Raw genomic sequence first — 23,789 nt, forward strand, 5'->3', positions numbered from 1 at the left:
ACGAAGCAGGACGCCCCAGTGCAAGCGGAGTACGACGCGCCCTGGGTCGGGACGGTGGGCTCACGGGCCGTTACGCTCCGAGGGGTGAGGATGCGGGCCGTACTGCGTGGCGTCGTGCTCGTGGTGACTGTCTCGCTCGCGCTCGTACTGCTGCCGATCGCGATCAACGTCGGCACCGGCGGCACCGCACCGGCCTTTCTCGCGCCGTACGTCGGCTGGGTCTGGCCGGCGATCGGGGTGCTCTGGGTCGTCGCGGTGCTGACCGCACTGTTCGAGCTGCGCGACCGCCGCCTGCCGATCATCTCCAACCGCGGTGCCGACCAGCCGCGCAACCGCCCCAACGCCCTTGCCCGCATCGACCGGTACTTCTCCGAGCGTCGTGCCGGCTCGCTCGCGGCCCGCACCCGCGTCGCCCTGGCCCTCGACGAGCACCCCGGCGTCGTGGTCCGCCCGTACGACCTGTTCGTCCAGCCGCTCGACAGCGCACCGCGGCGCGTACCGAACGAGGCGGACATCGCAGGTGTCTTCGACGAGCTCCAGGACTCGATGCTGATCCTCGGCGCACCTGGTGCCGGCAAGACCACCCTGCTCCTCGACCTTGCCCGAAACCTCGCCAAGAATGCACATGTCGACAAGGGCCAGCCCCTCCCTGTCGTGGTCGACCTGGCCGGCTGGACCGCACAGTCGTCGTACAAGAACGACGACGACCCGAGTGACAGCCCACTGGTCGCCGGCTTCGTCCGCTGGCTGTTGTACGAGCTGGACGACCGCTACGGAATCCCGCCCGCTGTCGGACGCACCTGGCTGAGCAACGGCGAGCTGACCCTTCTGCTCGACGGACTGGACGAGATCGCCGAACCGAGCCGTGCCAAGCTCGCACCGGTCCTGGAGGAGCTCCGGCGCAACTACCGGATCGGCCAGCTCGCAGTCACGTGCCGAACGAACGACTACGAACGCCTCCCCCACAAGCTCCGGCTGTTCGGCGCCGTACACATCAGACCGCTCACGAGAGAACAGGTCCTCGACTACTTCACCACCGTCGGGCCGGCGCTCGACGGTGCGCGCGCTGCGATCGAGCAGGACGACGCACTCTGGGAGCTGGTCAATTCGCGCTCATGCTCAACGTGATGGTCCTGGCGTACCAGGGGCGAGCGCCGGAGGATGTGAACGCCCGCGGCGTCGCAGACCTGCGCCGTGAACTCTTCGACACCTACATCTGCGAAGTCCTCGCCCGAAACCGCCAGACCGCGAGACAGTACGACGCGAAGACCGCCGTACGGCGCCTATGGTGTCTGGCCTGGTGGACTCGACGCCGTGCCGGTGACCGGACCGCCGTACCGCGGTGGATGATGCCTGACGGGTGGTACGGGCTGTCGCTGCCGGGTGTGGACTACCTGACGCACGCGGTGTGCCTGCCCGCACTGTTCGCTGCCCTGACTGCCGGCGTGACGCTGGTGATGCTCGCGCAGTACGGCGTACTCGCCGGACTGGCTGTGGCCGGTGCTGCGCTGCTACTCGTCCACCTCCTGCCGCACCCCTGGCAGAAACACGAGGGGAACGGGCCGGACCGAGTACCGCTCTTCGCCCTCATCTTGTTCGCAGGTACGGCGATTACTGTCGCGGTGACTGTTGCCGCGCTCGGGCTGGTCGAGCTGCTCACCGCCAAGCCCGCACTCGTCGTCGAGGGCGCTGTGATCGCTGGATCCTACGTAGTCGAGCTGATCGTGTTCCACGACAACCGGCGGCGGCTGCTCCTCGGCGTACGGCTGGCTGTGGTTGTGGCGGCGAGCTGGATCACCCTGAGCCTCGGCGACCCCACAGCGTTCGCCTGTGGGGTGGCAATCGGCCTCCTTATTGCTCACGCGATCAGGATGCTGAAGTCGCTGCCGACGGACCACCTCCCCACCACAGCCGACAAGGGGTGGCGGATGGACCCATGGGTCGCTGGCGGAGCCGTTGCCGCGTTCCTGGTTGCACTGGTCCTGGGAGCGGACTTTGCGTCGCCGCAACTGGAAGCGGTCGCTGGCATCGTGGTCGGCACGGTCGCGGCGAAGGCCTGGCGGCGTCGTCCACCCGTCCTGGCCGGCCCGCTGTCCCGGCTGCTGCACGACTCGCTCCTCCGCTGGAGCGGGTACCTGCCGTGGCACCGCCGAGCCTTCTTGCAGTACGCCGCGGACCGCCACGTACTGGCTCGCACCGGGCGTGCGCAGTACTCGTTCATCCACCTCCTCGTCCGCGACCACCTGGCCGAATGCACACCGGACGAACTCGCGGCAAAGGTCGACCGTCGCATCGGAGAACGCGCTGCCCGCACTCAAGCCGGTTCGTTCAGGGCATAGCTTGGTGCTGCTGGTTGAGCCGGCTCAACCGCGCGGAACAGCGGCTGCCGGCAGCACCGCCCACCACCGCGCTCACCAACGTGACGAGCAGAATCGCGGCGAGTCCGACCAGCGCCGCCGCCGTACGATCGGTCTCGGCGATCGGTAGGGACGTCCAGTCGATCCTTGCGACGAGGTCGTATTCGCGGTCGGCGATGTACCCCAGACCGACGATCAGGGCGGTGGCGCACCAACTGAGCAGCCACACGTCCAGGCCTTGCCGTCCACCATGCGCCGGCACCATCCGTCCCCCGGCGTAGCCGCCGGAGAACGCACCGATTCCCAGCGACACAACGACGACGATCCAAGCGGTGACATAGACCCATTCCCAGCCGGCAAGCCTTTCCCAGCCGATCAGGGTGCCGGCAGCAGCGACCGACGCCAGCAGCAGTACGACGATGCCGCCGGCAACCAGCCAGCCGAAGAAGGCGACGCCGAACGACACGCCCTCGTCCGCTCGCCACTCGTCGACGACGCCTTGATCAGCATCGTCCTCATCGTTGTCAGGGTCGGGATCGCGCTCCGCGCGCTCGTAGCCCGCCTGTAACAACTCGTCCAGTCCGACCTCGAGGACCTTGGGTTCCCGGTGGACCGCGCCCCGTTGACGCATCATGGTCACTCCCTGACAAGACCGCCGTACGACGGTGTGCTGCCAGCTACTTCAGCCGCATTCCGCGGCGCTTCCGCTGTATCTCCCGGTACCCGCGACGAATCGCGGTCAGCCGCCGTTCAAGCTGGTTCGTTCAGGGTGTAGCCGATCAGGGTGCTGCACAGGGCCAGTGCGATCAGTGTGCTGAGGGCGAGGCGCAGAGAGGTGTGCTCGGCGATGGTGCCTAGGACCGGGGTCGCGACGCCGCCGATGCTGACGGCGAGGCCGAGGGTCATGCCGCCCGCCGTGCCGACGCGGCTGGGGAGGAAGTCCTGGCCGAGGGTCACATGCAGCGAGAAGGGGACCGACATCGCGATCGCGGCCGCCGCGAGGAAACCGAAGAACGCCGGCCCGGGGACGAACACCAGGAAGGCGATCGCGGGTACGGCGACGGCGTACGACGTCCGTAGGGTGCGGACTCGTCCGTAGCGGGTGGCGAGGCGGCCGCCGAGGAGCGTGCCGAGTGCGCCCGCTGCGAAGAGGACGAACAAGGCGATCCCGCCGGTCGTCGTACCGCCGCCGACCCGCTGCCCGGCGTACAGCGCGATGAAGGTACCGAGGCCGACGAACACGATCGATCGGCAGATCATGATCAGCGACAACCGCAGGAACGACGGCCAGTCGTCCGTCCCTCCACCGCCGCCCCGGGCGATCACCACGTGAGCGCGCGAGCGGACCGCCCAGGTGGTGATCGCGGCACCGAAGAGCGCGGGTACGACCAGCAGTGGCGTCAGCGACAACCCGCCCGCGGCGACGATCGGTGTGACCAGGACCGGCGCCAGCGCGAACCCGACGTTCCCGCCGACCGAGAACCAGCTCATCCCGACGTGGCTGCCGCCGCTCACGACGCGGGCCATCCGGGCCGCCTCCGGGTGGTACGCCGCGACGCCGAGCCCGGACAGCGCGGCCGCCAACCACGTGAGCCAGTAGGTCTGTCCGACGCCGATGAGGGCGATGCCGAGTCCGGCGGTGGTCATCGCGACCGGGATCAGCCAGGTGAGCGAGCGGCGATCGGTCAGTACGCCGAACACGGGCTGGACGACCGAGGAGAGCAGTGTCGCGGCGAGCGTGATGCCGGACACCGCGACGTACCCGAGACCGCGCTCGGCGACCAGGAACGGTACGAGCGCCGGCACGCAGCCCTGGTAGATGTCCACGCATGCGTGGCCGGTGGCCATCAGCCCGATCGGTCGAAGTCTCCACACCACTCGATCGTCACGGACCGGCAGCCTGTCCGGCTTCCGATAAAATGCCAATTCATGCCGGAAACCCGCCAACGTCCCGCGAGCACCGGTCACCAGCCGATCCAGGCCGGTGGCGGCATCGACCCGCACTGGCACGACCGGAACCAGATCGTGTACGCCGGTCGCGGGGTCCTGTCCGTCACCACCGACGCCGGCAGCTGGGTAGCCCCCGGGACCAGAGCCATCTGGATCCCAGCCGGCACCCTCCACCAACACCGCGCGTACGGCGAGACATCACTCCACACGGTGGGCCTGGAGGAGAACCCACTAGATCTGGACGCCCCGTCAGCCCTGGTAGTAAGCCCCCTCCTCCGAGAGCTGATCCTGGCCTACACAGATCCCGCAGAGAACCAACCTGATGAGACGCAGCGCCTGCGTGCAGTACTGCTGGACCAGTTGCGGCGTTCGCCTCAGCGGCCCACCTATCTACCCACACCACGTGACGCCAGGCTCGCGGCAGCCTGTGACGTGTTGCGGGAGGATCCTGCGGACGCCAGAACCCTGACGGAGTTGGGGCGAGCGGTCGGGGCGAGTGAGCGGACCCTGAGCCGGCTGTGCAAGGTCGAGCTCGGTATGACGTTCCCGCAGTGGCGGACTCAGCTCAGGTTGCACGAGGCGTTGAGGTTGCTGGCAGAGGGGAACTCTGTGACTCAGGTAGCGCACGCATGCGGCTGGGCGTCGACCAGTGCGTTCATTGATACGTTTCGGCGCGCCTTCGGTCACACACCCGGCTCACGCAGGGCCTGATCGAGAATGCGGCTCCACTGGCGGACAATGCCGCGCCGGCGCGCACTGTCGTCCGTGAGCAGGTCAGCCAACCCAAGACCGCGCGCCATGTCCAAGACCCCCTGCACGGTCTCCCTCACCCCAGGAGTCCGCTCACTGATGTCCAGCACCTCGAGCAGCGCCCGGTGCGCCTGCCGACCCACATGTGACTCCAGCCGCACGATCTGCTGCCGCAACGCCTCCTCTGTCGACGCCGCCACCCACAGGTGCAGTGCGGCGCGAAAGAGAGGCCCGGTGTACACGTCCGCGAGCATCCCCACGATCGCCTCAGTGCGCCCAGCTCCGCTCGGCAGCGCTGCGGCCTGCGCGCGGATCTCCGCCAACCGCACCTCGGTCATGTACTCGACCGCAGCCGCGAACAGATCCGCCCGCGTCGGGAAGTGATGCTGCGCCGCACCCCGCGACACCCCGGCCCGGGCCGCGACGACTGACACCGTCGTCGCGGCGTACCCGACCTCGGCCAGCGACTCGACCGAGGCCTCCAGCAGCCGCTGCCGCGTCGCCCGCGACCGGTCCTGCTGGGGTGCTTTCAGAACCTCACTCACGCGCAGCCTCACGCGCCCGCAACTCCCGGCGCAGGATCTTCCCCGACGCGGCCTTCGGTACGGCGTCGATGAACTCCACCTGCCGGATCTTCTTGTACGGCGCCACCCGCGCGGCGACGTACTCCATGACATCGTCCGCCGTCAGCGAAACCCCCGGCATCGGCACCACGAACGCCTTCGGTACTTCGTTGCCGTCCGCATCGATCCCGATGACCGCCGCGTCCGCGATCCGGTCGTCGGTGAGCAGCACGGCCTCCAGTTCGGCGGGCGGCACCTGGTACCCGTGGTACTTGATCAGCTCCTTCACGCGGTCCACGACGTACAGGTAGCCGCGCGCGTCCATCCGCCCGATGTCGCCGGTGTGCAGCCAGCCGTCCGCGTCGATCGTCGCGTCCGTCTCCGCCTGCCGCCCGAGGTACCCCTTCATCACCTGCGGCCCGCGGATCCAGATCTCGCCCTCGTCGGCGTCGTTGCCATCGGCACCGACCAGCCGCATCTCGGTCGACGGGAACAGCTTCCCTACCGCACCTGGCGGCGGCTCCTGGTCGTCCTGCGGTACGGCGTGTGTGCCCGGCGACAACTCCGTCATCCCGTAGGCCTGCAGTACGGCGTGCAACCCGAGCCGCTTCGCACATGCCTCGGCCAGCTCGCCGTCGAGCGGAGCAGCGGCCGAGGTCACGTACTTGAGCCGCGACAGGTCCACCGCGTCGACGGCCGGATGTTTCGCCAACGCCAGGACGATCGGCGGCGCGACGAACGCCCGCGTGATCCGCTGCTCGTCCAGCGTGGTCAGGAACTGCTGGAGGTCGAACTTCGGCAGTACGACGACCGTCGCGCCGAGTCGCAGCGGCAGGTTCATCAACACCGACAGCCCGTAGATGTGGAAGAACGGCAGGATCGCGATGATCCGCTCCTCCTCGCCCAGCCGGATCATCACCTCCGCCTGGGAGATGTTCGTCGCGATGTTCCGGTGCGTCAGCATCACGCCCTTGGCGGCGCCGGTCGTTCCGCTCGAGTAGGGCAGTACTGCGACGTCCACAGCCGGATCGATCGTCACCACCGGCTCCGGACCCGTGGACGCGAACAGCTCCTGCACCGAGCGGTACCTCTCGGCCTGGTCGCAGACGAAGATCTGCTCGACCCCGGTGCCCTCGATCGCCGCGGTCGCGGTCGGCAGGAAGAGCGAAATCGTCACCAGCAACTTCGCCTTCGAGTCGATCAACTGCTTGTGCAGCTCGTCCGCGGTGTAGAGCGCGTTCACCGTGGTCACGGTCGCGCCGGCGCGCGTGGCGCCGTAGAACACGACGGGGTACAGGATCGTGTTGGGGCTGTAGAGCGCGATCACGTCACCGTGCCGGATGCCGAGCTCGGCCAGTCCGGCCGCGACCCGCCGGGTCAGGTGGTCCAGCTGGGCGTAGCTCAGCTCTTTGCCGGTAACACCGTCGACCATCGCCGGCCGATCGCCGTACTCCTGCGCTCTGCCGAGCACGGCGTCGTGGATCGGTACGTCGAGCACCTCGACAGGCGGGAACTCACTGGTGATGATCATTGCCCCACTCCTCCTAGTACGACTTGGGCAGCCCGAGGCTGTGCTGGGCGACGAAGTTCAGGATCATCTCCCGGCTGACCGGCGCGATCCGGGTCGCCCGGGCCGCGGCGACGAGCGACGCCACGCCGTACTCGACCGTCATACCGTTCCCACCGAGCGATTGCACTGCCTGATCGGTGGCTCGTACGGCGACCTCGCCGGCGGCGTACTTCGCCATGTTCGCGGTCTCACCCGCTGCGAGATCCTCGCCCGCGTCGTACAGCGCCGCGGCCTTCTGCATCATCAGGCGGGCCAGCTCGAGCTCGATCTTGATCTGCGCGAGCGGATGCGCGAGACCCTGATGCGCGCCGATCGGAGCCTTCCAGACCTGCCGTTCCTTGACGTACGCCGTTGCCTTGTCGAGGGCGTGCCGACCGATGCCGATCGCGAACGCGGACGCCATGATCCGCTCCGGGTTGAGGCCGGCGAACAACTGCATCAGCGCCGCGTCCTCGGAACCGACGAGCGCCTCACGCGGCAGCTGTACGTCGTCCAGGAACAACGCATACTGCTTGTCCGGGCTGATCAGGTCCATCTCGATCTGCCGGAACTCCACCCCCGGCGCGTCGATCGGGACGATGAAGAGCGCCGGCTTGAGCTTCCCGGTCTTCGCGTCCTCGGTGCGGCCGACGACCAGGATCGCCTTGGCGACGTCGAGTCCGGAGATGAAGACCTTGCGCCCGGTCAGCGACCAGCCGTCCTCGGTACGGCGGGCCGTGGTGGTGATCTGGTGCGAGTTCGAGCCGGCGTCGGGCTCGGTGATCGCGAACGCCATGATCGTCGTCCCGTCGGCGAGACCGGGGAGCCAGTGCTGTTTCTGCTCGTCGGTGCCGAACCGGGAGATCACGGTGCCGCAGATCGACGGCGACACGACCATCATCAGCAGCGGGCAGCCGGCCGCACCGAGCTCCTCGAGGACGATCGAGAGGTCGGCCATTCCGCCGCCTCCGCCGCCGTACTGCTCGGGGAGGTTCACGCCGAGGAACCCGAGTTTGCCCGCCTCCAGCCACAGCTCGGTGGTGTGACCGCCGGTCCGAGCTTGCTGGTTGAACCACTTGTAGCCGTACTTCTTCCCGAGCTCGCCGACGACTTTCCGCAGCTCCCGGCGCTCTTCGGACTCAATGAAGCTCATGCGTCCTCCCCAACCACGGCCAGTACGGCGCCGACCTCGACCTGTTGTCCTGCTTCCGCCTTCAACTCACCGACGACCCCGTCTGCCGGGGCGGCGATCGTGTGCTCCATCTTCATCGCTTCCAGCCACAGCAGCGGCTGTCCTTGTTTCACCACGTCACCGACCGCGACGCCGACCCGGATCACGGTCCCGGGCATTGGCGCCACCAACGACCCGGCCGCGACCTGGTCAGCCGGATCCACGAACCGTTCCACCGGATGCAGCGCGACACTGCCGAGCGACGAGTCCACACACGTGATCCCGTCGTACGCCGCCACGGCGAAGGACCGCCGTACGCCGTCGACCTCCAGCACCACCCGCTCGGGGCTGCTGTCCAGAAGCGTGATGTTGCCGTCGGCAATCAGGCCGTCACGGCTGTATCGGTAGGCAACCTCGTGCACCACGTCGCCCATGCGGTAGCTCTTGCGCTGCGGCTGCGACGCCAGGTTCCGCCACCCACTCGGCACCCGCACCGGAGCCGCCCACCCGGCCGCATCCGCCAACGCGGCAGCCAACGCCGACACCCGCACCACCGCGTCGTCAGGCCCCGCTCCCACCCCGTGCTTGTCGAAGAACGCGGTGTCGGTGTCGCCCGCGAGGAACGCCGGGTGCCGGAGGATCCACGCCAGCAAGTCGCGGTTCGTCCCCACCCCGTGGATCGTCGCGCGTTCCAGTACGCCGGCGAGTCGTCGCGCGACTGCGGCCCGATCGGACCCGTACGCGATGACCTTGGCCAGCATCGGGTCGTAGTACGGCGAGACCTCCGACCCGTCCTCCACCCCCGAATCCACGCGGACCTTGAGGGGAAACTTTTCGCCACCAGGAGCAACTTTGTTTCCCCGCTGCGGGTCGTCGGCGATGGCGAAGCGGTGGAGGTGACCGGTCTGCGGGCGCCAGTCGTTGAGCGGGTCCTCGGCGTACAGCCGCACCTCGATCGCATGACCAACCGTCGGAGGTGGTTCGGGCGTGAGGCTATCGCCCGCAGCGACGGCGAACTGTAGTGCGACGAGGTCCAGGCCCGTCGTCTCCTCGGTCACCGGGTGCTCCACCTGGAGGCGGGTGTTCATCTCCAGGAAGTAGAAGTTCCCGTTCTCGTCCGCGAGGAACTCGACCGTCCCGGCGCCGACGTAGTTGATCGCCGCGGCCGCCTTCCGTGCCGCGTCGAACAGTTCCGCCCGCATCGACGGGATCCGTTCGACGAGTGGCGACGGGGCCTCCTCGATCACCTTCTGATGGCGGCGCTGGATCGAGCACTCGCGGTCGCCGACCGCCCAGATCGTGCCGTGCCGGTCGGCCATGACCTGCACCTCGATGTGCCGCCCGGTCGCCAGATACCGCTCGCAGAACACGGTCCCGTCGCCGAACGCCGACAACGCCTCCGCCGACGCCGCGTCGATCTCGGCGGCAAGATCCTCCAGCCGCGACACCACCCGCATCCCGCGCCCACCACCGCCGGCCGACGCCTTCACCAGCACGGGGAGATCGTCCGTCGACACCTCGGCCGGAGTCAGCTCGGCGAGGACAGGAACCCCGGCCGCCGCCATCAGCTTCTTCGCCTCGATCTTCGACCCCATCGACGAGATCGCATCCACCGGTGGCCCGGTCCACGTCAGCCCCGCGTCGATCACCGCCTGCGCGAACGCCGCGTTCTCCGACAGGAATCCGTACCCCGGATGTACGGCGTCCGCGCCGGCCCGCCGCGCCGCGTCGATGATCAGGTCGGACCGCAGGTAGGTCTCGCCCGGGGTGTTCCCGGGCAGATGTACGGCGGCGTCCGCCTCGTCGACGAACGGCATCCGGGCATCGGCGCTCGAGTACACCGCGACCGTCGACAGGCCGAGCGACCGGGCGGTGCGGAAGATGCGCCGGGCGATCTCGCCGCGGTTGGCCACCAGGACCGAAGTGATCATGCGCGTCACATCCTGAAGACGCCGAAGGACGACGTACCTTCGACCGGGGCGGAGTGGATGGCGGACAGGCAGATGCCGAGGACGGTCCGGGTGTCACGGGGATCGATCACGCCGTCGTCGTACAGGCGGCCGGACAGGAACATCGGCAGCGATTCCGCCTCGATCTGTCCCTCGACGTACGCACGCATCTGCTGGTCGGCCTGCTCGTCGTACGGCTGCCCCTTCGCCTCGGCCGCCGCCCGCGCGACGATCGACAGTACGCCGGCCAACTGCTGCGGACCCATCACCGCCGACTTCGCCGACGGCCATGCGAAAAGGAACCGCGGATCGAACGCCCGCCCGCACATCCCGTAGTGCCCGGCTCCGTACGACGCCCCCATCAGGATCGAAAGGTGTGGCACGCGGGAGTTGGAGACCGCGTTGATCATCTGCGCGCCGTGTTTGATGATTCCGCCCTGCTCGTACTCCTGCCCGACCATGTACCCGGTCGTGTTGTGCAGGAAGATCAACGGTGTGTTCGCACGGTTCGCGAGCTGGATGAACTGCGTTGCCTTCTGCGACTCCTCGCTGAACAGGACCCCGCGCGCGTTCGCGAGGATCCCCACCGGGTACCCGTGCACCGACGCCCACCCGGTCGCCAGCGACGACCCGTACAGCGGCTTGAACTCGTCGAACACCGACCCGTCCACCACGCGAGCGACCACGTCCCGCGGATCGAACGGGATCTTCAGGTCGCCCGGCACGATGTCCAGCAGGTCGTCCGCGGCAAGCAGCGGTTCGTCGTACGCCGGCTTGGGGGCCGGACCCTGTTTGCGCCAGTTCAGGCGCGACACGATCTGCCGCCCGAGCCGGATCGCGTCCGGCTCGTCCACCGCGAAGTAGTCAGCCAGACCTGACTTCCGTGCGTGCATGGACGCGCCGCCGAGCGATTCGTCGTCCGCGTCCTCACCGGTCGCCATCTTCACCAGCGGCGGTCCGGCCAGGAAGACCTTCGCGCCGCCGTCGACCATCACCACGTAGTCGCTCATGCCGGGGATGTAGGCGCCGCCAGCGGTCGAGTTGCCGAACACCAGCGCGATCGTCAGGATCCCCTCGGCCGACAACCGGGTCAGGTTCCGGAACATCGCCCCGCCGGGGATGAAGATCTCCTTCTGCGTCGGCAGGTCCGCGCCGCCGGACTCGACCAGGCTGATCACCGGCAGCCTGTTCGCCCGGGCGATCTCGTCGGCCCGCAACGCCTTCTTCAAGGTCCACGGGTTGCTCGCACCGCCCTTGACCGTGGGGTCGTTCGCGGTGATCAGGCACTCGACGCCCTCGACCACACCGATCCCCGTCACCAGGCTGGCGCCGACGGTGAAGTCCGAACCCCAGCCGGCCAGCGGCGACAGTTCGAGGAAGTACGAGTCCGGGTCCAGCAACAGCTCGATCCGCTCCCGCACCAGCAACTTCCCCCGCTTGTGATGCCGCTCGACGTACTTCGGCCCGCCGCCGGCGAGCGCCTTCGCATGCTCGGCGTCGAGCGCGGCAAGCTTCTCCAGCATCGCCTCACGGTTACTCATGTAGTGAACCCCAGTCGTTTGGAGGCAAGGCCGGTCAGGATCTCGGTGGTGCCGCCGCCGATGGCGAGGATCTTCTGGTCGCGGTACTGGCGTTCCACCTCGGCCTCCCGCATGTACCCGAGACCGCCGTGCAACTGCAGCGCCTGGTCGCACACCCACTGCCCCGCTTCGACCGCGGTGTTCTTGGCGAAACAGGTCTCGGCGATCACGTCTTCGCCTCGGATCGCTCGCTCCGCCACCGAGTGCACGTAGACCCGCGCCACGGAGATCCGCCGCGCCATCTCGGTCAGCGTGTGCTGCACGCTCTGCCGCGAAATCAACGGCCGCCCGAACGTGACCCGCTGACGGCACCACTCGACCGTCAGATCGAGCGCCCGCTGCGCACCGGCGTACGCCTGCACCGCCAACGTCAGCCGCTCGGCCACGAAGTTCACCGCGAGCTGCACGAAACCGGAGTCCTGCGCCCCCACCAGGTTCTCGACCGGCACGCGAACATCGGTGAACGACAGCTCAGCCGTGTCCGAGCAGAGCCACCCCATCTTCTCCAGCTTCCGCGACACCGCGAACCCCGGCATACCACGCTCGATCACCAGCAAGCTGATCCCGTGCGCCCCAGCCTCACCAGTACGAACAGCCGTCGTCACGAAGTCAGCGCGACAACCTGACGTGATGTACGTCTTCGCGCCGTTGACGACGAACACGTCACCCTCGCGACGCGCCGTCGTACGAATCGACGCCACATCGGACCCACCACCAGGCTCCGTGATCGCCAGTGCACCGATCAGCTCACCGTCCAGGGTCGGGCGAACCCACCGCTCGATGTGCCTCTCGTTGCCGCCAGCAATGATGTGTGGAAGTGCGATGCCGCAGGTCAGCAGCGACGCGACCAGCCCGCCGGACCCGCCCGCATAGTGCATCTCCTCAACTGCCCCGAGCGCATCGAGCAACGACCCGCCCCCACCACCGACCGCCTCAGGGAATCCGACGCCCAGCAACCCCAGCGCGCCCGCCTTCTTGTGCAGCTCCCGCGGCAGCTCGCCGTCCCGCTCCCACTGATCCAGATGCGGCAACACCTCAGCCGCCATGAACCGCCGTACCGACTCCCGGAAGGCGTTCACAACAGCACCTCCGGTACGTCGACGTACCGCGACCGGAGCCACTCGCCGAGGGCCTTCGCCTGGGGATCGAACCGTGCCTGCGCGGCGACGCCCTCACCCAGTAGACCCTCGACGACGAAGTTCATCGCCCACAGGTTCGGCAGCAGGTACCGCGTGACGATCAGCGCCTGCGTCTCCGGGAGGAGCACTTGGAAGAGCTCGACGGTGAGGGTGTGCGCGAGCCAGCGCCATACCTTCTCGTCGCGAGCCCACACGCCGACGTTCGCGTCGCCGCCCTTGTCGCCCGAGCGGGCGCCGGCGATCCGGCCGAGCGGTACCTCGCGGGTCCGCGGCGGTCCGCTCGAGAGCTGCAGCAGCGGCATCGGCGCCTCGATGTCGTCGACGGGCCGCAGCGGCTGCGTCTCCGCCGCAGGTTCAATCGTGCGACGGGAGCCGTCCGGCAGTACGACGACGTGCTCCACCTCGTGGATGTCGACGTACCCAGCACGGAAGACGCCGTACGGCGAACTGTCGCCGGGCGGCGCGGTGACGTGGAATCCGGGGTAGCTCGCGAGCGCCAGCTCCACCGCGGCGTTGCTGAACGCGCGGCCGACGACCTTCGGATCCGGATCCTTCACCGCGCACCGGAGGAAGACGCTCGCCTCCTCCTCGGACTCGGCGTTCGGCTTCTCCGTCCACGCCAGCGTCCACTTCAGCTCGGCCGGCCGCTTCGGCAAGGCCTGCTCAAGTTGCCGCTGCACGAGCTCGGCCTTCTGCTCCAGTTGCAGCCCGGTGAGCACGAAGTCGACCTCGTTGCGGAACCCGCCGACACTGTTCAGCGAGACCTTGTACGTCGGCGGCGGGGCTTCACCGCGGACGCCGGAGATCCTGACGCGGTCGGGACCGTCGTCGTCGAGCTCGATCGAATCGAGGCGCGTGGTGACGTCCGGACCGGCGTACCGGGCGTCGGTGATCTCGTACAGGAGCTGCGCCTTGACCGTGTCGATCGTGACCGCGCCGCCGGTGTTGTCGTGCTTGGTGATCACGCTGCTGCCGTCCGCGTGGATCTCCGCGATCGGGAATCCGGGGCGCCCGAAGTCGCGGATCTCGGTGAAGAACGCGTAGTTCCCGCCGGTCGCCTGGCAGCCGCACTCGATCACATGCCCGGCGACGACGGCTCCGGCGAGTTCGTCGTACTGCGTGCGCTTCCAGCCGTGATGCGCCGCGGCCGGTCCGACGATCACCGAGGCGTCCGTGACCCGACCGGTCACCACGACATTCGCCCCTGCTTGCAAGGCCTCCGCGATGCCCCACGCGCCGAGGTAGGCGTTCGCCGTCAGGGGCTCGCCCAGCCCGAGCTCCTTTGCGCGCCCGAGCAGATCGTCACCCTCGACGTAGGCGACCTTCGGATGCAGCCCGAGCTTGTCGGCCAGCTGTCCGATCGCCTCCGCGAGCCCGGCCGGGTTCAGCCCACCCGCGTTGCTGACGATCTTCACGCCTCGATCCAGCGCCTCACCAAGGCCCGTCTCGAGCTGCTTCAGGAACGTCTTCGCATAACCCAGTCCTGGGTCTCGCATCCGATCCCGCCCGAGGATGAGCATCGTCAACTCAGCCAGATAGTCGCCCGTCAGCACATCCAACGGTCCACCGGTCAGCATTTCCTGCACCGCGCTGAACCGGTCCCCGTAGAAGCCGGACGCGTTGCCGATGCGGATCGGCTCAGTCATGTTGTCCTGCCTGACGACCCTTCCCGGGCAGGCCGGCGAAGGCCTGGATGATCCCCAGCCACTCCTCGGCGTCCGCGCCCTCAGCCGTCACGGCCAGGTCGTCGCGGTGCCGGCGTTGCGTGGCGAGCAGGCAGAAGTCGACCGCCGGCGCAGTCACCCGCTGGGCGGCGTCCTCCGGACCCCAGGTCCACACGTCGCCGTCCGGGCCGGTGAGTTCGACGCGGAACGGTTCGGCCGGCGGCTTGCGATCGTTGAGCAGGTACGCGAAGTCGCGCGTGCGCACCGCGAGATGGGCGACGTGCCGCAGACGGTTGCTCGGCTGCCGTTGTACGCCGAGGGCGTCGAACACATCCTGCCCGTGCGCCCACGTCTCCATCAGCCGCGCGGTCGCCATCGAGGTCGGGCTCATCGGCGGTCCGTACCAGAGCACCTTCTCGCCGGCCGGCACCTTCTTCAGCGCCTCGGCGACCTCGGCCCGGGTCTCCCGCCAGTACGTCAGCAGTTGGTCAGGCGGCAGTGTGGCAGTCTCCTCGGCGCCGTCATCGACGTACGTCGTCGGACTCGCAGCTGCTTTCTGCAGTAGCTCCTTGAACCCTTCGGGATCGGTCGCGGCCAACTGCGTCGCCTCGTCGGTCCAGGCCAGGTGGGCGATCTGGTGCGCGATCGTCCAACCCTCGGCCGGCGTCGGCGTCGACCACTCCCCAGCAGCCAACCCACCGACCAACCGATCCAACTCCGCACTCTCGGCCCACAGATCCGCCAGCACTTCGTCCAGTCGCACGCCGCACTCCCTCACGAGGCACTCGTGCCCCGAGCGTCCCACGCCCACCAAAAAGAATCAACCGTGCTTGTTTTGGTGAGGTGGACCCCCCACGCACGGCCCAACTGCGCCTTTGGCCGCTGAAACCGGCAGCTGCGGAACTTGCGCCTGCGTGGACGTCCACCTGGTCGGGGAGGGCGGGTGACTGACATGTCATGGAGATTGGGTGGGGGAGGCGGGGCGTCAATAGGGTGCGTGGGTGGATATGGGATCGCCGATCAGCACGGTGGTGCCGTCGTTGGATGGGCCGGTGTTGCGGGTGCTGGCTGAGGCCGAGGGTGGTCTGTCGGGGCGGCAGATTCACAAGCTCGCCGGTTCCGGAAGCGTCGCGGGTGTGCGGCTCGTGCTGCAGCGACTGGCGGCGACCGGGCTGGTGCACGTCGACGATCTGGGCAATTCGTTGCTCTATCGCCTCAACCGCAAGCACCTGCTTGCCTCGATCGTCGAGCAGCTCGCGAACCTCCGCAGTACGTTGATCGCCCGGCTCGCCGACGAGGTCAGCGGCTGGCGGATCCCGCCGGTGCACACGAGCGTGTACGGCGCGGTCGCCCGCGGTGACGGTGATCTGGACAGTGATGTCGACCTGTTGCTGATCCGTCCTGACCGGCATGACTTCGAGGACGTGGTGTGGGAGGACCAGGTCGGCCGGCTGATGCAGACAGTCGTCGATCTCACCGGGAACCCGGCCCATGTCTTCGAACTGAGCCAGACCGAGTTCTCGGACCACCTGGCCACCGAGGACCCGATCCTCAACGACTGGATGCAGCCGAACATCCGGCTGACCGGTGTTCCGTTGAGCGTGCTCCTGAATGACCTCGAGGCAGCCCTTCCCCGGTAACCGGAGCCTGTGGGTACGCTGCCTGTCATCATTGTCAGGACTATCTACCCGGGACCACTCAATGACCCGCATCGCCATCGACGGCGGCCAGTCCGCTCTCCGTCTTCGCGTCCTTCCGTCCCGACGTACCGGCAACGGTCCCGGCTACACGCACGGACCGGACGCCGTCTCCAACCTCCTCGAGGCGATTCGCGCTGCCGCGTCCGAGGCCGAGCTGACCGGACCGGTCGAGGTCGTGGCTCTCGGCCTCACCGGTTACCCACAGGCGCAGGGCGCCGCGGAACGATTCGCGGCCGACGTCGGTGAGGTGTTGAACGCCGACGAAGTACGCCTCACCCAGGACATGGTCACCGCGCACGCCGGCGCGTTGCCGGACGGGTACGGCGTCGTTGTTGCCGCGGGTACTGGGCTCGTGTGTCTTGCCGTGGATCGCGACGGCACGTGGCGAAAGCTCGACGGGCACGGGTACCTCTTCGGCGACGCCGGGAGTGCCTTTGCGATCGGCCGCGCCGGGCTGGTCGCCGTACAGCGTGCTCGGGACGGCCGTGGTCCGGTGACGAAGCTCGCGGACACTGCTCTCGATCCGGTCGCGCTGTACCGGTCGTCCACGCTGGTCGACGACGTGGCTCGCTTCGCACCCGAAGTACTGCGGTGTGCGGCCGAAGGCGATCCGGTGGCGGTCGAGCTCCTGGTCCAAGCGGCCGGCGACATCGCCGAGACGATCGGCGCCGCGGTCGACCAACTGGCCGGTGAGGGACCCGTCCCGGTCGCCTGTGTCGGCGGTCTCTTCGACGGTGCCGGTGACCAGTTGCTGACACCTGTCCGCGAGGCGCTGCCGTCGCGAGCCAAGCTGACGCCGGCGGCGGGCAACTCGCTCGACGGCGCGGAACGCCTCGCCACCGAACCAGCCGAAACGTATGCCGACCTGATCGTCACACACCGCCGGGCGCGACCTCGATAATTACGGTGTAGGCCGTTATCTTGACCATGCATCGTCCGATCAGTGCCGGTACGACAGCTGGAGACTTCACGTGAACGAACTTCTCCTGGCCGCGACGTCCCTCGACGTCACCCCGCCGCCCGGCCACCGGCTCGACGGGTACGCCGCCCGCGCCGGGCTCTCGACCGGTACCGCGGACCCACTCCGCGCGACCCTGATCTGGTTGTCCACGAATGACGATCCCGGCGTGTTGTGGCTGACGCTGGACGCGATCGCCGTCGGGAGCGCGCTCTCGTCGGAGCTCGCCGAGGCCGCCGGAGCCGCCGCCGGCATCCCGCCGTCGCATGTCGTGGTGTCCGCGTCGCACACCCACTCCGGGCCGTCCGGCTGGACCGGTGAGATTCATCCCGTCATTCCGGCCGAGCGGGAACGGCCGCTGGTCGACTCGCTGGTCGGTGCCGTACGGGCGGCTGCACTCGAGCGGCACCCGGTGACGGCGAGCTGGCACTCGGTCGAGGTGATCGGCGTCGGTACGAACCGGCATCGTAAGAACGGTCCTCACGACAACACCGCCGGCATCCTCGCGCTGCATGGGCTCGACGGTTCGCTCGACGCGGTGCTGCTGGACTTCGCGTGCCATCCGACGACCTACGGCCCGGAGAACCTGCAGTACTCGGCCGACTGGCCGGGAGCCGCACGCGCTGCTCTCGCTCCCGCTGTGGTCGGCTTCCTGCAAGGGGCTGCGGGCGACGTCAGCCCTCGCTTTACTCGACAGGGTCGCGGTGCCGCGGAGGTCGCCCGCTTGGGCGGTCTGTTGGCTTCACGAGTCCGTGAGGCGCTGGCCACCCCTGGCCTGGAACTACCTCAGTCCGCGCCGAGCATCCGACGTACCACTCTCACCTTGCCGGTGCGGTCCGTCCCACCCGTTGACGAGTCCGAAAAACTCGTGTCCGCCATGGAGAGCCGCGTCAACGCCGAGCACGCCGGCGGCCCCTCCGGCCGCATCTCGCAAACCCGCCTGGAGGGCGCGCGCGGCCAGGCACTGATGGCCGCAGCCAACCTCCCACCGGCGCTGGACCTCCCGGTCAGCACGGTGACAATGGGCGACGTCTGCTGGATCAACCTCCCGGTAGAACTCTTCGCCGTCCACGGTGTCTGCCTGCAGGCCGACAGCACGCACCCCATCACCCGCGTCATCGGCTACACCGACGGCTACTACGGCTACGTAGTAGACCCGTCCGCCGCCGAAGCCGGCACTTACGAAGCCCTCATCACCTTCTTCGACCAACCCACCACCAACACCCTCCTCACCGAAACCGCTACCTTCGTCAACAGCTAGAGCGCGAGCTCTGGCTGTAGCTTCTTGGCCGGCCACACGCGTTGTTTGCGGGCGGCGAGGGTGGAGGCGGCCAGGGCTACTGCAAACCAGGCTGCCAGTGCGAGGAGGTCTCGGCCGAGGGAGGTGCCGGGGCCGCCGTACATGAGGTGGCGGACGCCGTCGATGGCGTAGCTCATCGGGAGAGCGTGGTGGAAGAAGTACAGGGGGTCGGGGATGGTCTGCCACGGGAACGTGCCGCCGGCGCTGACCAGTTGCACGACCATCAGGACCAGACCGAGGAACTTGCCCACGGCCCCGAACCACGCCGACAGTGCGTGCAGGATCGCGACGAAGGTGAACGACGTCAGGATCAGGAAGCCGACGGTCAGCCAAGGGTGAGCGGCGTGGATACCGAGGCCCAGAACCACGGCGACGAAGACGAGCGTGGCCTGGATCGCGCCGAAGAGCGCCGGAGGCAACCAACCGCCGAGTGCGACGCGGAACGGTGACTGCAGTGCGGCGAGCGCGCGCGGTGACAGCGGCCGGACCAGCAGGAACAGGACGTACGCCCCGATCCAGCACGCCAGGCTGAGGAAGAACGGGGCCAGGCCGGCGCCGTAGCTGTCGGCCGTGGCCTGCGAGACGTTCTGCAGCGTGACAGGTGCACCCAGCGTCTCGGCGACCGCCTTGCGCTGGTCGGCGGAAGGGTTCGGGATCTGCTTCACGCCGTTCTGGAGACCGGTGTTCAGCTGCGTCGCTCCGCTCTTCAGCTGACCCACACCGGTCGCAAGGCTGTTCACACCGGTCAGCAACTGCCCTTGCCCAGTCACAGCTTGCTTCTCGCCCGCAGCAAGCTTCTGCGCACCAGTCTGCAACGTGCCCAACCCGGTCTTCAGCTGCCCAGCGCCCGTGCTGAGCTGATGCGCCCCACTGGACGCCTCACTGATTCCACTCGTCAGAGCCGGTGTTGCCTTGGCCAGCGCCGACGCACCGTTCGACACCTTCCGCGCACCGCTCGCGAGCTGGTTGAGCTGCTTGGACGTCGACTGGATCTTGGTGTTCGCCTGTACGACGGGAGCACGCAACTTCGCCGTCTCGAGCAGAATCACCCTGATCTGGTGCTGGCTCAGCCCCTGCTGCTTCAAGCGCGCAGCCAGCTGCGCGTCGTACGCCTTGAGATCCTTCACCAATGTGCTGGACGCGGTCGCTACCTGCCGCCCTGTGCTGGCGATCTTCTCGTTGCCATCCGCTACCTGATCCGCTCCGGATGCCAACTGCTTCGTCTGGTTCGGCAGCGATGCAGTCTTCTCCTTCAACGTGCCCAAACCGTTGTCGAGCTTCGCAGCGCCCGTCGCCAGCGAAGACGCACCCTGAGACGCCTGTGCGGTGCCGGTGGCCAACTGTGTCGCTCCTGCTGACAGCTGCTTCTGCGCAGTGTTGAGCTGCGTAGCACCGGACTGCAGCTTCGTGACTCCGGTAGCGGCCGACGTCAGACCGCTCTGAAGCTGGGCAGCACCAGCAGCCGCAGAACCGACCTGCTTGTGGATGGTGTTGTACCCGGCCAGCAGCTGCGAGGCCGCGGTCTCACTAACCTGCGACGCGACAGTCTTCGTCACCTGCGCCACGACCTGGTTGGCGATCGTGTGCGCGATGTAGTTGTTGGCGTCGTTCGTCAGGAGTTCCAGCTCCGCCTGCCGCGGTGTGAAGTCCGCACTCGACGCCAGGTCGGACGAGAACGACTTCGGCAGCACCAGCGCGAACTCGTACGTCCCGTCCGATACGCCATTCGTCGCGTCCGCGCGCTTCACCTGATGCCAGTCGAAGCTCTTCGACTTCACCAGTTCGCCCGCGACCTGCGGTCCGACGTTGAGCTTCTCGCCGGTCGCAAGCGTCGTACCCTCGTCCTCGACGACGACGGCGGTCGGGATCTTGTTCAGACGCCCGTACGGGTCGTGGTTCGCGTAGAGGTACAGGCCGCCGTACAGCACCGGCACCAGCAGTAGCGCGACCACAGCGAGCTTTGGCAGCCGTCCGGCCGTCAAACGCCGCAACTCACTCAGGGCCATCCGCAGCGCGGTCACGCCTCGATCTCCTGTTCCTGGTCAATCGGGTCTTCTTCGTCGATCGGGGTGACTGGCTCGACGGGAGCCACAGGAGTGACCTGCACCGGGTCCGGCTGATCGGTCTCGCCCATTCGCGCGGCCTTGACGTCCAGCAGCCGTGCTGACGCGTCAGCACACGTGATGATCACGCCGTACCCCTGCGCCGCCAACCCGCGTCCCAGCTCGTACCAGCCATGCGGATCGCCACCGTGTCGATCCGGCATTGTCAGAATGACCACCTGTACGTCGGGACGCGCCACAGTGAGCTCCGTGAGCAGTCTGGTCCGTACGGCGACCGGCAGGTGCTCGAACCGCTTGTCGGCGTGCTCTGCGGCGTCATGCTCGTTCAGCCACTCCAGCACGGCCTTACGCCCCGCCTTGCGGCCGGCGATGGCCAGTTCCTCGCCCACGACCGTCTGAACAGGTAGTGCGTCGTCCGGCTCCGTGATGCCGGGCGCGTCGACCACGGCAACGCGTCGTCGCAGCAGGCCCGGGTCGGTCTTGCCGTCGAGCCGGACTCGCCCGGTGTCGGGCTTCAGCCGACCGGACAGGCCCAGCGCCGCAGCGACGTGCCCCGCGCCCGGGTATCCCGTCAGGAGCACCACCTGATGATCCGCGACCGACACCGACGTGGTGTGCAGCATCGGTGCGTGGGGTCCACGCACACTGATTCCGGCGGCCTCGAGCTCCATCCTGCATCCCCGTTCAATACGGTTGTGTATTCAATACAGAACTGTATCCTACTCCTATGGAAACGCCCAAGCGCCGCCGCTCCAACACCCGGGCCCGACTTCTCGAGGGGGCACTGGAGGTGTTCGCCGAGCGCGGGTTCCACGGTGCGTCGGTGGAGGACATCTGCGAGCGGGCCGGGTTCACCCGCGGCGCCTTCTACTCGAACTTCGGCTCCAAGGACGAGCTGGTGCTCGCCCTGTTCCAGGCCACGACCGACCGGCTCCTGGAGCAGATCGAGGCGCTGCTCCCCGAGTTGGCGAATCAGCCCGGCACGCTGCTGGACGCCGTCCTGGGACTGCTTGACGAGACCGCGCCGGACCGGCGGCAGTGGCATCTGATCTCCGCCGAGTTCACGTTGCACGCGTTGCGCGATCCGGAAGCGGCGGAGTCGCTGAACAGGCAACGGGCGATGTTCCGCGAGAGCCTGACCCGGCTGGTCGAGCAGATCGCCGAGACCGGCGGGCTGGAGCTCACCGTGCCGGCCGAGCAGTTCGTGCGCATGGTGATGGCGCTGCACGAGGGCGCGCGCTCACAGAGCCTGCTCGAGCCGCTGGAGGTCCCGGCCGGTTCGCTCGAGCACACGTTCCTGCCGATGGTGCTGGAAGCGGTCAGCCGACCTTCACGTTGACCGTGTGCAAGCCGGTCGCACCGTTAGGAGCGGGCGGCGCCGAGGACTCGACCTGGGGATTGCCCTTCGCGTCGAACGCCCGTACCTGCAGCACGTGCGTGCCGCGCGATGCCTCCCACGTCCAGTGCCACTGCCGCCAGGTGTCGATCGACGGATCCGCGGCCAGCGTGGCTTGTTGCCAAGGGCCCCCATCGACCCGGACCTCGACCTTCGACACCCCGACGTGCTGGTCCCAGGCCACGCCGGCGACCGTCACCCGTCCCGGTTCGACCTTCTTCCCCAGCGGAGTGTCGATCCGCGACGACAACTTGATCGGGCCGAGCGCCGACCAGCCGCGCGGCGTCCAGTACCCCTCGAACCGGTCGAACCGCGTCACCTCGATGTCCACCAGCCACTTCGTCGCCGACACGTAGCCGTACAGCCCGGGTACGACGATGCGCACCGGGAACCCGTGCTCCACCGGCAACGGCTGCCCGTTCATCGCGAACGCGAGCATCGCCTGCCGGTCGTCGAGCAGCGTCGGCAGCGGCGTACCTGCGGTGAATCCGTCCTTCGACGTGGACTGGATCGCATCCGCGTCCTTCGACGGGCCGGCCTCCAGGAGCAGGTCCTTCAGCAGGACGCCGGACCACAAGGCGTTCCCGATCAGGTCGCCGCCGACCTCGTTGCTCACACAGGTGAGCGTGACCCACTTGTGGATGACCTGGCGTTTCAGGAGGTCGTCGAAGGACAGTTCGAGCTGGTGGTCGACCATGCCGTGGATGCGGAGCTTCCAGTCCGCAGGCACGATCTGCGGCACCGAGAGTGCGGTGTCGATGCGGTAGAAGTCGTCGTTCGCCGTCGCCCACGGTACGGCGCCGTCGGCCTGGACGCCGGCGGGCGGGGCGAGGGTCGGCGGCAGTGGGAGGTTGAGCTGTTTGCGGGCATCCGCCACGGCGGCGCGATTCCCGCCGACGACCTTGCCCAGTGCGCCGATCGCCGCCGCGCCGAGGGCGACACCGGCCGACAACTGCAGGAAGCCGCGGCGGCTGACACCGTCGTCCGGGAAGTCGAGTAGCGGCTCGAGCCGACGGCTGAACAGGCGAAGAATGATGAGTGCGGTCACGCCGGCGAGTGCCGACGGGAGGAACCCGGTCTGGCCGGAGTCGGCGCGCGTCATGGCTGCGGCGACGGCGACGCCAGTCAGGGCGATCGTGATCAGGGCACCTGCCCAATAGCGTCGTACGGCGAGGATGCCGCCGACCGCGGCGAGGGCCACGACGACGATCAGGATGCCTGCTCGGAGCGCGGTCTTGTCGTGGATCCCGAACCAGGAGATCGCCAGCTCCTTCAGCCACGGAGGCACGCGGTCGATGAACGCGGATCCGATCGCGACGACGGGCGTCTGCCGCGTACCGAGGATCCCGGCTGCCACGCTGCCGACTGCCAGCCCGGCGAGGGCGGCGAGTACGCCACCGGCTGCCGCGCGCCAACGGATCGCCCGACGTACCGGCCCTGCCATAGCCCGCCCATCAGGGCCGCCTGGGCTCCCGGGTCCGCCGGAACCTCTGGGGCCTCCGGTTCCGCCCGAAGCTCCCGGACCGCCGGTTCCGCCCGAAGCTCCTGGACCGCCGCGGTGTCCGCGGCCGGTGGTGTCCGGCGTACCCGTGCCGGGGTGCAGCTGATCCGGGGGTTGTTTCACTTCTCAACCATTGCGCGATGAGGCGCCCGACACCAGTCGGGCGCCCCATCCGTTAGTCGCGGGTAATGCTCTTGTG

Annotated in this window: 20 protein-coding genes; 7 read left to right on the forward strand and 13 right to left on the reverse strand. The window is 68.2% G+C overall.

Annotated features, from left to right (window positions below):
* Positions 1-90 precede the first annotated feature (90 nt).
* A complete protein-coding gene (locus EV137_RS41455) occupies positions 91-1,128 on the forward strand; it encodes an NACHT domain-containing protein (RefSeq protein WP_238175517.1) in 1,038 nt (345 codons plus the stop codon).
* Positions 1,116-2,339, forward strand: coding sequence for a hypothetical protein (locus tag EV137_RS41460; RefSeq protein WP_238175395.1), 1,224 nt, complete (start codon positions 1,116-1,118; stop codon positions 2,337-2,339). Before EV137_RS41455 ends, EV137_RS41460 begins: the two co-directional genes overlap by 13 nt.
* Here EV137_RS41460 and EV137_RS17775 read toward each other — a convergent pair.
* Together EV137_RS17775 and EV137_RS17780 are read right to left on the reverse strand one after the other, a co-directional pair.
* Positions 2,329-2,991 (reverse strand): hypothetical protein, encoded by a 663-nt coding sequence (locus EV137_RS17775; RefSeq protein ID WP_134130044.1) that lies wholly within the window; start codon positions 2,989-2,991, stop codon positions 2,329-2,331. The genes EV137_RS41460 and EV137_RS17775 overlap by 11 nt on opposite strands.
* Before the next feature lie 116 nt (positions 2,992-3,107).
* Complete coding sequence (locus tag EV137_RS17780) at positions 3,108-4,232, reverse strand: MFS transporter (protein WP_238175396.1); 1,125 nt, start codon at positions 4,230-4,232, stop codon at positions 3,108-3,110.
* A 54-nt stretch (positions 4,233-4,286) separates the two neighbouring features.
* Between EV137_RS17780 and EV137_RS17785 the strand changes: the two genes are divergently transcribed.
* Positions 4,287-5,018, forward strand: a complete 732-nt coding sequence (locus EV137_RS17785) for a helix-turn-helix transcriptional regulator (protein WP_134130045.1) — start codon at positions 4,287-4,289, stop codon at positions 5,016-5,018.
* On the opposite strand, the gene EV137_RS17790 is transcribed toward EV137_RS17785, so the two are convergent.
* Genes EV137_RS17790 through EV137_RS17825 form a run of 8 tightly spaced genes read right to left on the reverse strand, consistent with a single transcriptional unit; the run spans position 4,991 to position 15,435 of the window.
* Positions 4,991-5,602, reverse strand: a complete 612-nt coding sequence (locus EV137_RS17790) for a TetR/AcrR family transcriptional regulator (protein WP_202871027.1) — start codon at positions 5,600-5,602, stop codon at positions 4,991-4,993. The genes EV137_RS17785 and EV137_RS17790 overlap by 28 nt on opposite strands.
* Positions 5,595-7,151: an AMP-binding protein gene (locus EV137_RS17795; protein ID WP_134130046.1), complete on the reverse strand. Its 1,557-nt coding sequence runs from the start codon at positions 7,149-7,151 to the stop codon at positions 5,595-5,597. The genes EV137_RS17790 and EV137_RS17795 overlap by 8 nt, the downstream gene beginning before the upstream one ends.
* A 13-nt stretch (positions 7,152-7,164) precedes the next feature.
* On the reverse strand, positions 7,165-8,322 hold the full coding sequence (locus tag EV137_RS17800; RefSeq protein ID WP_134130047.1) for an acyl-CoA dehydrogenase family protein: 1,158 nt from the start codon (positions 8,320-8,322) through the stop codon (positions 7,165-7,167).
* A complete protein-coding gene (locus EV137_RS17805) occupies positions 8,319-10,271 on the reverse strand; it encodes an acetyl/propionyl/methylcrotonyl-CoA carboxylase subunit alpha (protein WP_134130048.1) in 1,953 nt (650 codons plus the stop codon). Before EV137_RS17805 ends, EV137_RS17800 begins: the two co-directional genes overlap by 4 nt.
* A gap of 5 nt (positions 10,272-10,276) precedes the next feature.
* Positions 10,277-11,830 (reverse strand): acyl-CoA carboxylase subunit beta, encoded by a 1,554-nt coding sequence (locus EV137_RS17810; RefSeq protein WP_134130049.1) that lies wholly within the window; start codon positions 11,828-11,830, stop codon positions 10,277-10,279.
* A complete protein-coding gene (locus EV137_RS17815) occupies positions 11,827-12,948 on the reverse strand; it encodes an acyl-CoA dehydrogenase family protein (protein ID WP_134130050.1) in 1,122 nt (373 codons plus the stop codon). The genes EV137_RS17810 and EV137_RS17815 overlap by 4 nt, the downstream gene beginning before the upstream one ends.
* On the reverse strand, positions 12,945-14,654 hold the full coding sequence (locus EV137_RS17820; protein WP_134130051.1) for an acyclic terpene utilization AtuA family protein: 1,710 nt from the start codon (positions 14,652-14,654) through the stop codon (positions 12,945-12,947). The genes EV137_RS17815 and EV137_RS17820 overlap by 4 nt, the downstream gene beginning before the upstream one ends.
* Entirely contained in the window at positions 14,647-15,435 is a 789-nt protein-coding gene (locus tag EV137_RS17825) for a TIGR03084 family metal-binding protein (protein ID WP_134130052.1), read from the reverse strand. Before EV137_RS17825 ends, EV137_RS17820 begins: the two co-directional genes overlap by 8 nt.
* 244 nt (positions 15,436-15,679) lie before the next feature.
* On the opposite strand from EV137_RS17825, the gene EV137_RS17830 reads away from it, so the two are divergent.
* From EV137_RS17830 to EV137_RS17840, 3 genes are all read left to right on the forward strand, one after another.
* Positions 15,680-16,312, forward strand: a complete 633-nt coding sequence (locus tag EV137_RS17830) for a hypothetical protein (RefSeq protein WP_238175518.1) — start codon at positions 15,680-15,682, stop codon at positions 16,310-16,312.
* Between the two features lie 61 nt (positions 16,313-16,373).
* A complete protein-coding gene (locus tag EV137_RS17835) occupies positions 16,374-17,273 on the forward strand; it encodes an N-acetylglucosamine kinase (protein ID WP_166679923.1) in 900 nt (299 codons plus the stop codon).
* Between the two features lie 70 nt (positions 17,274-17,343).
* The gene (locus EV137_RS17840; protein ID WP_134130055.1) at positions 17,344-18,591 is read left to right on the forward strand and encodes a hypothetical protein; all 1,248 of its coding nucleotides are present in this window, start codon (positions 17,344-17,346) and stop codon (positions 18,589-18,591) included.
* On the opposite strand, the gene EV137_RS17845 is transcribed toward EV137_RS17840, so the two are convergent.
* Both EV137_RS17845 and EV137_RS17850 read right to left on the reverse strand, forming a co-directional pair.
* A complete protein-coding gene (locus tag EV137_RS17845) occupies positions 18,588-20,651 on the reverse strand; it encodes a YhgE/Pip domain-containing protein (protein WP_134130056.1) in 2,064 nt (687 codons plus the stop codon). The genes EV137_RS17840 and EV137_RS17845 overlap by 4 nt on opposite strands.
* On the reverse strand, positions 20,648-21,364 hold the full coding sequence (locus EV137_RS17850; RefSeq protein ID WP_134130057.1) for a P-loop NTPase family protein: 717 nt from the start codon (positions 21,362-21,364) through the stop codon (positions 20,648-20,650). Before EV137_RS17850 ends, EV137_RS17845 begins: the two co-directional genes overlap by 4 nt.
* Before the next feature lie 56 nt (positions 21,365-21,420).
* On the opposite strand from EV137_RS17850, the gene EV137_RS17855 reads away from it, so the two are divergent.
* Positions 21,421-22,032 carry a TetR/AcrR family transcriptional regulator gene (locus tag EV137_RS17855; protein ID WP_134130058.1) on the forward strand — a complete coding sequence of 204 codons (612 nt, stop codon included), beginning with the start codon at positions 21,421-21,423 and terminating at the stop codon, positions 22,030-22,032.
* On the opposite strand, the gene EV137_RS17860 is transcribed toward EV137_RS17855, so the two are convergent.
* Positions 22,013-23,533: a molybdopterin-dependent oxidoreductase gene (locus tag EV137_RS17860; RefSeq protein WP_134130059.1), complete on the reverse strand. Its 1,521-nt coding sequence runs from the start codon at positions 23,531-23,533 to the stop codon at positions 22,013-22,015. The two genes, EV137_RS17855 and EV137_RS17860, sit on opposite strands and share 20 nt — an antisense overlap.
* Positions 23,534-23,789: the final 256 nt, after the last annotated feature.

It is taken from the genome of Kribbella pratensis (assembly GCF_004366075.1).
Classification (GTDB): domain Bacteria; phylum Actinomycetota; class Actinomycetes; order Propionibacteriales; family Kribbellaceae; genus Kribbella; species Kribbella pratensis.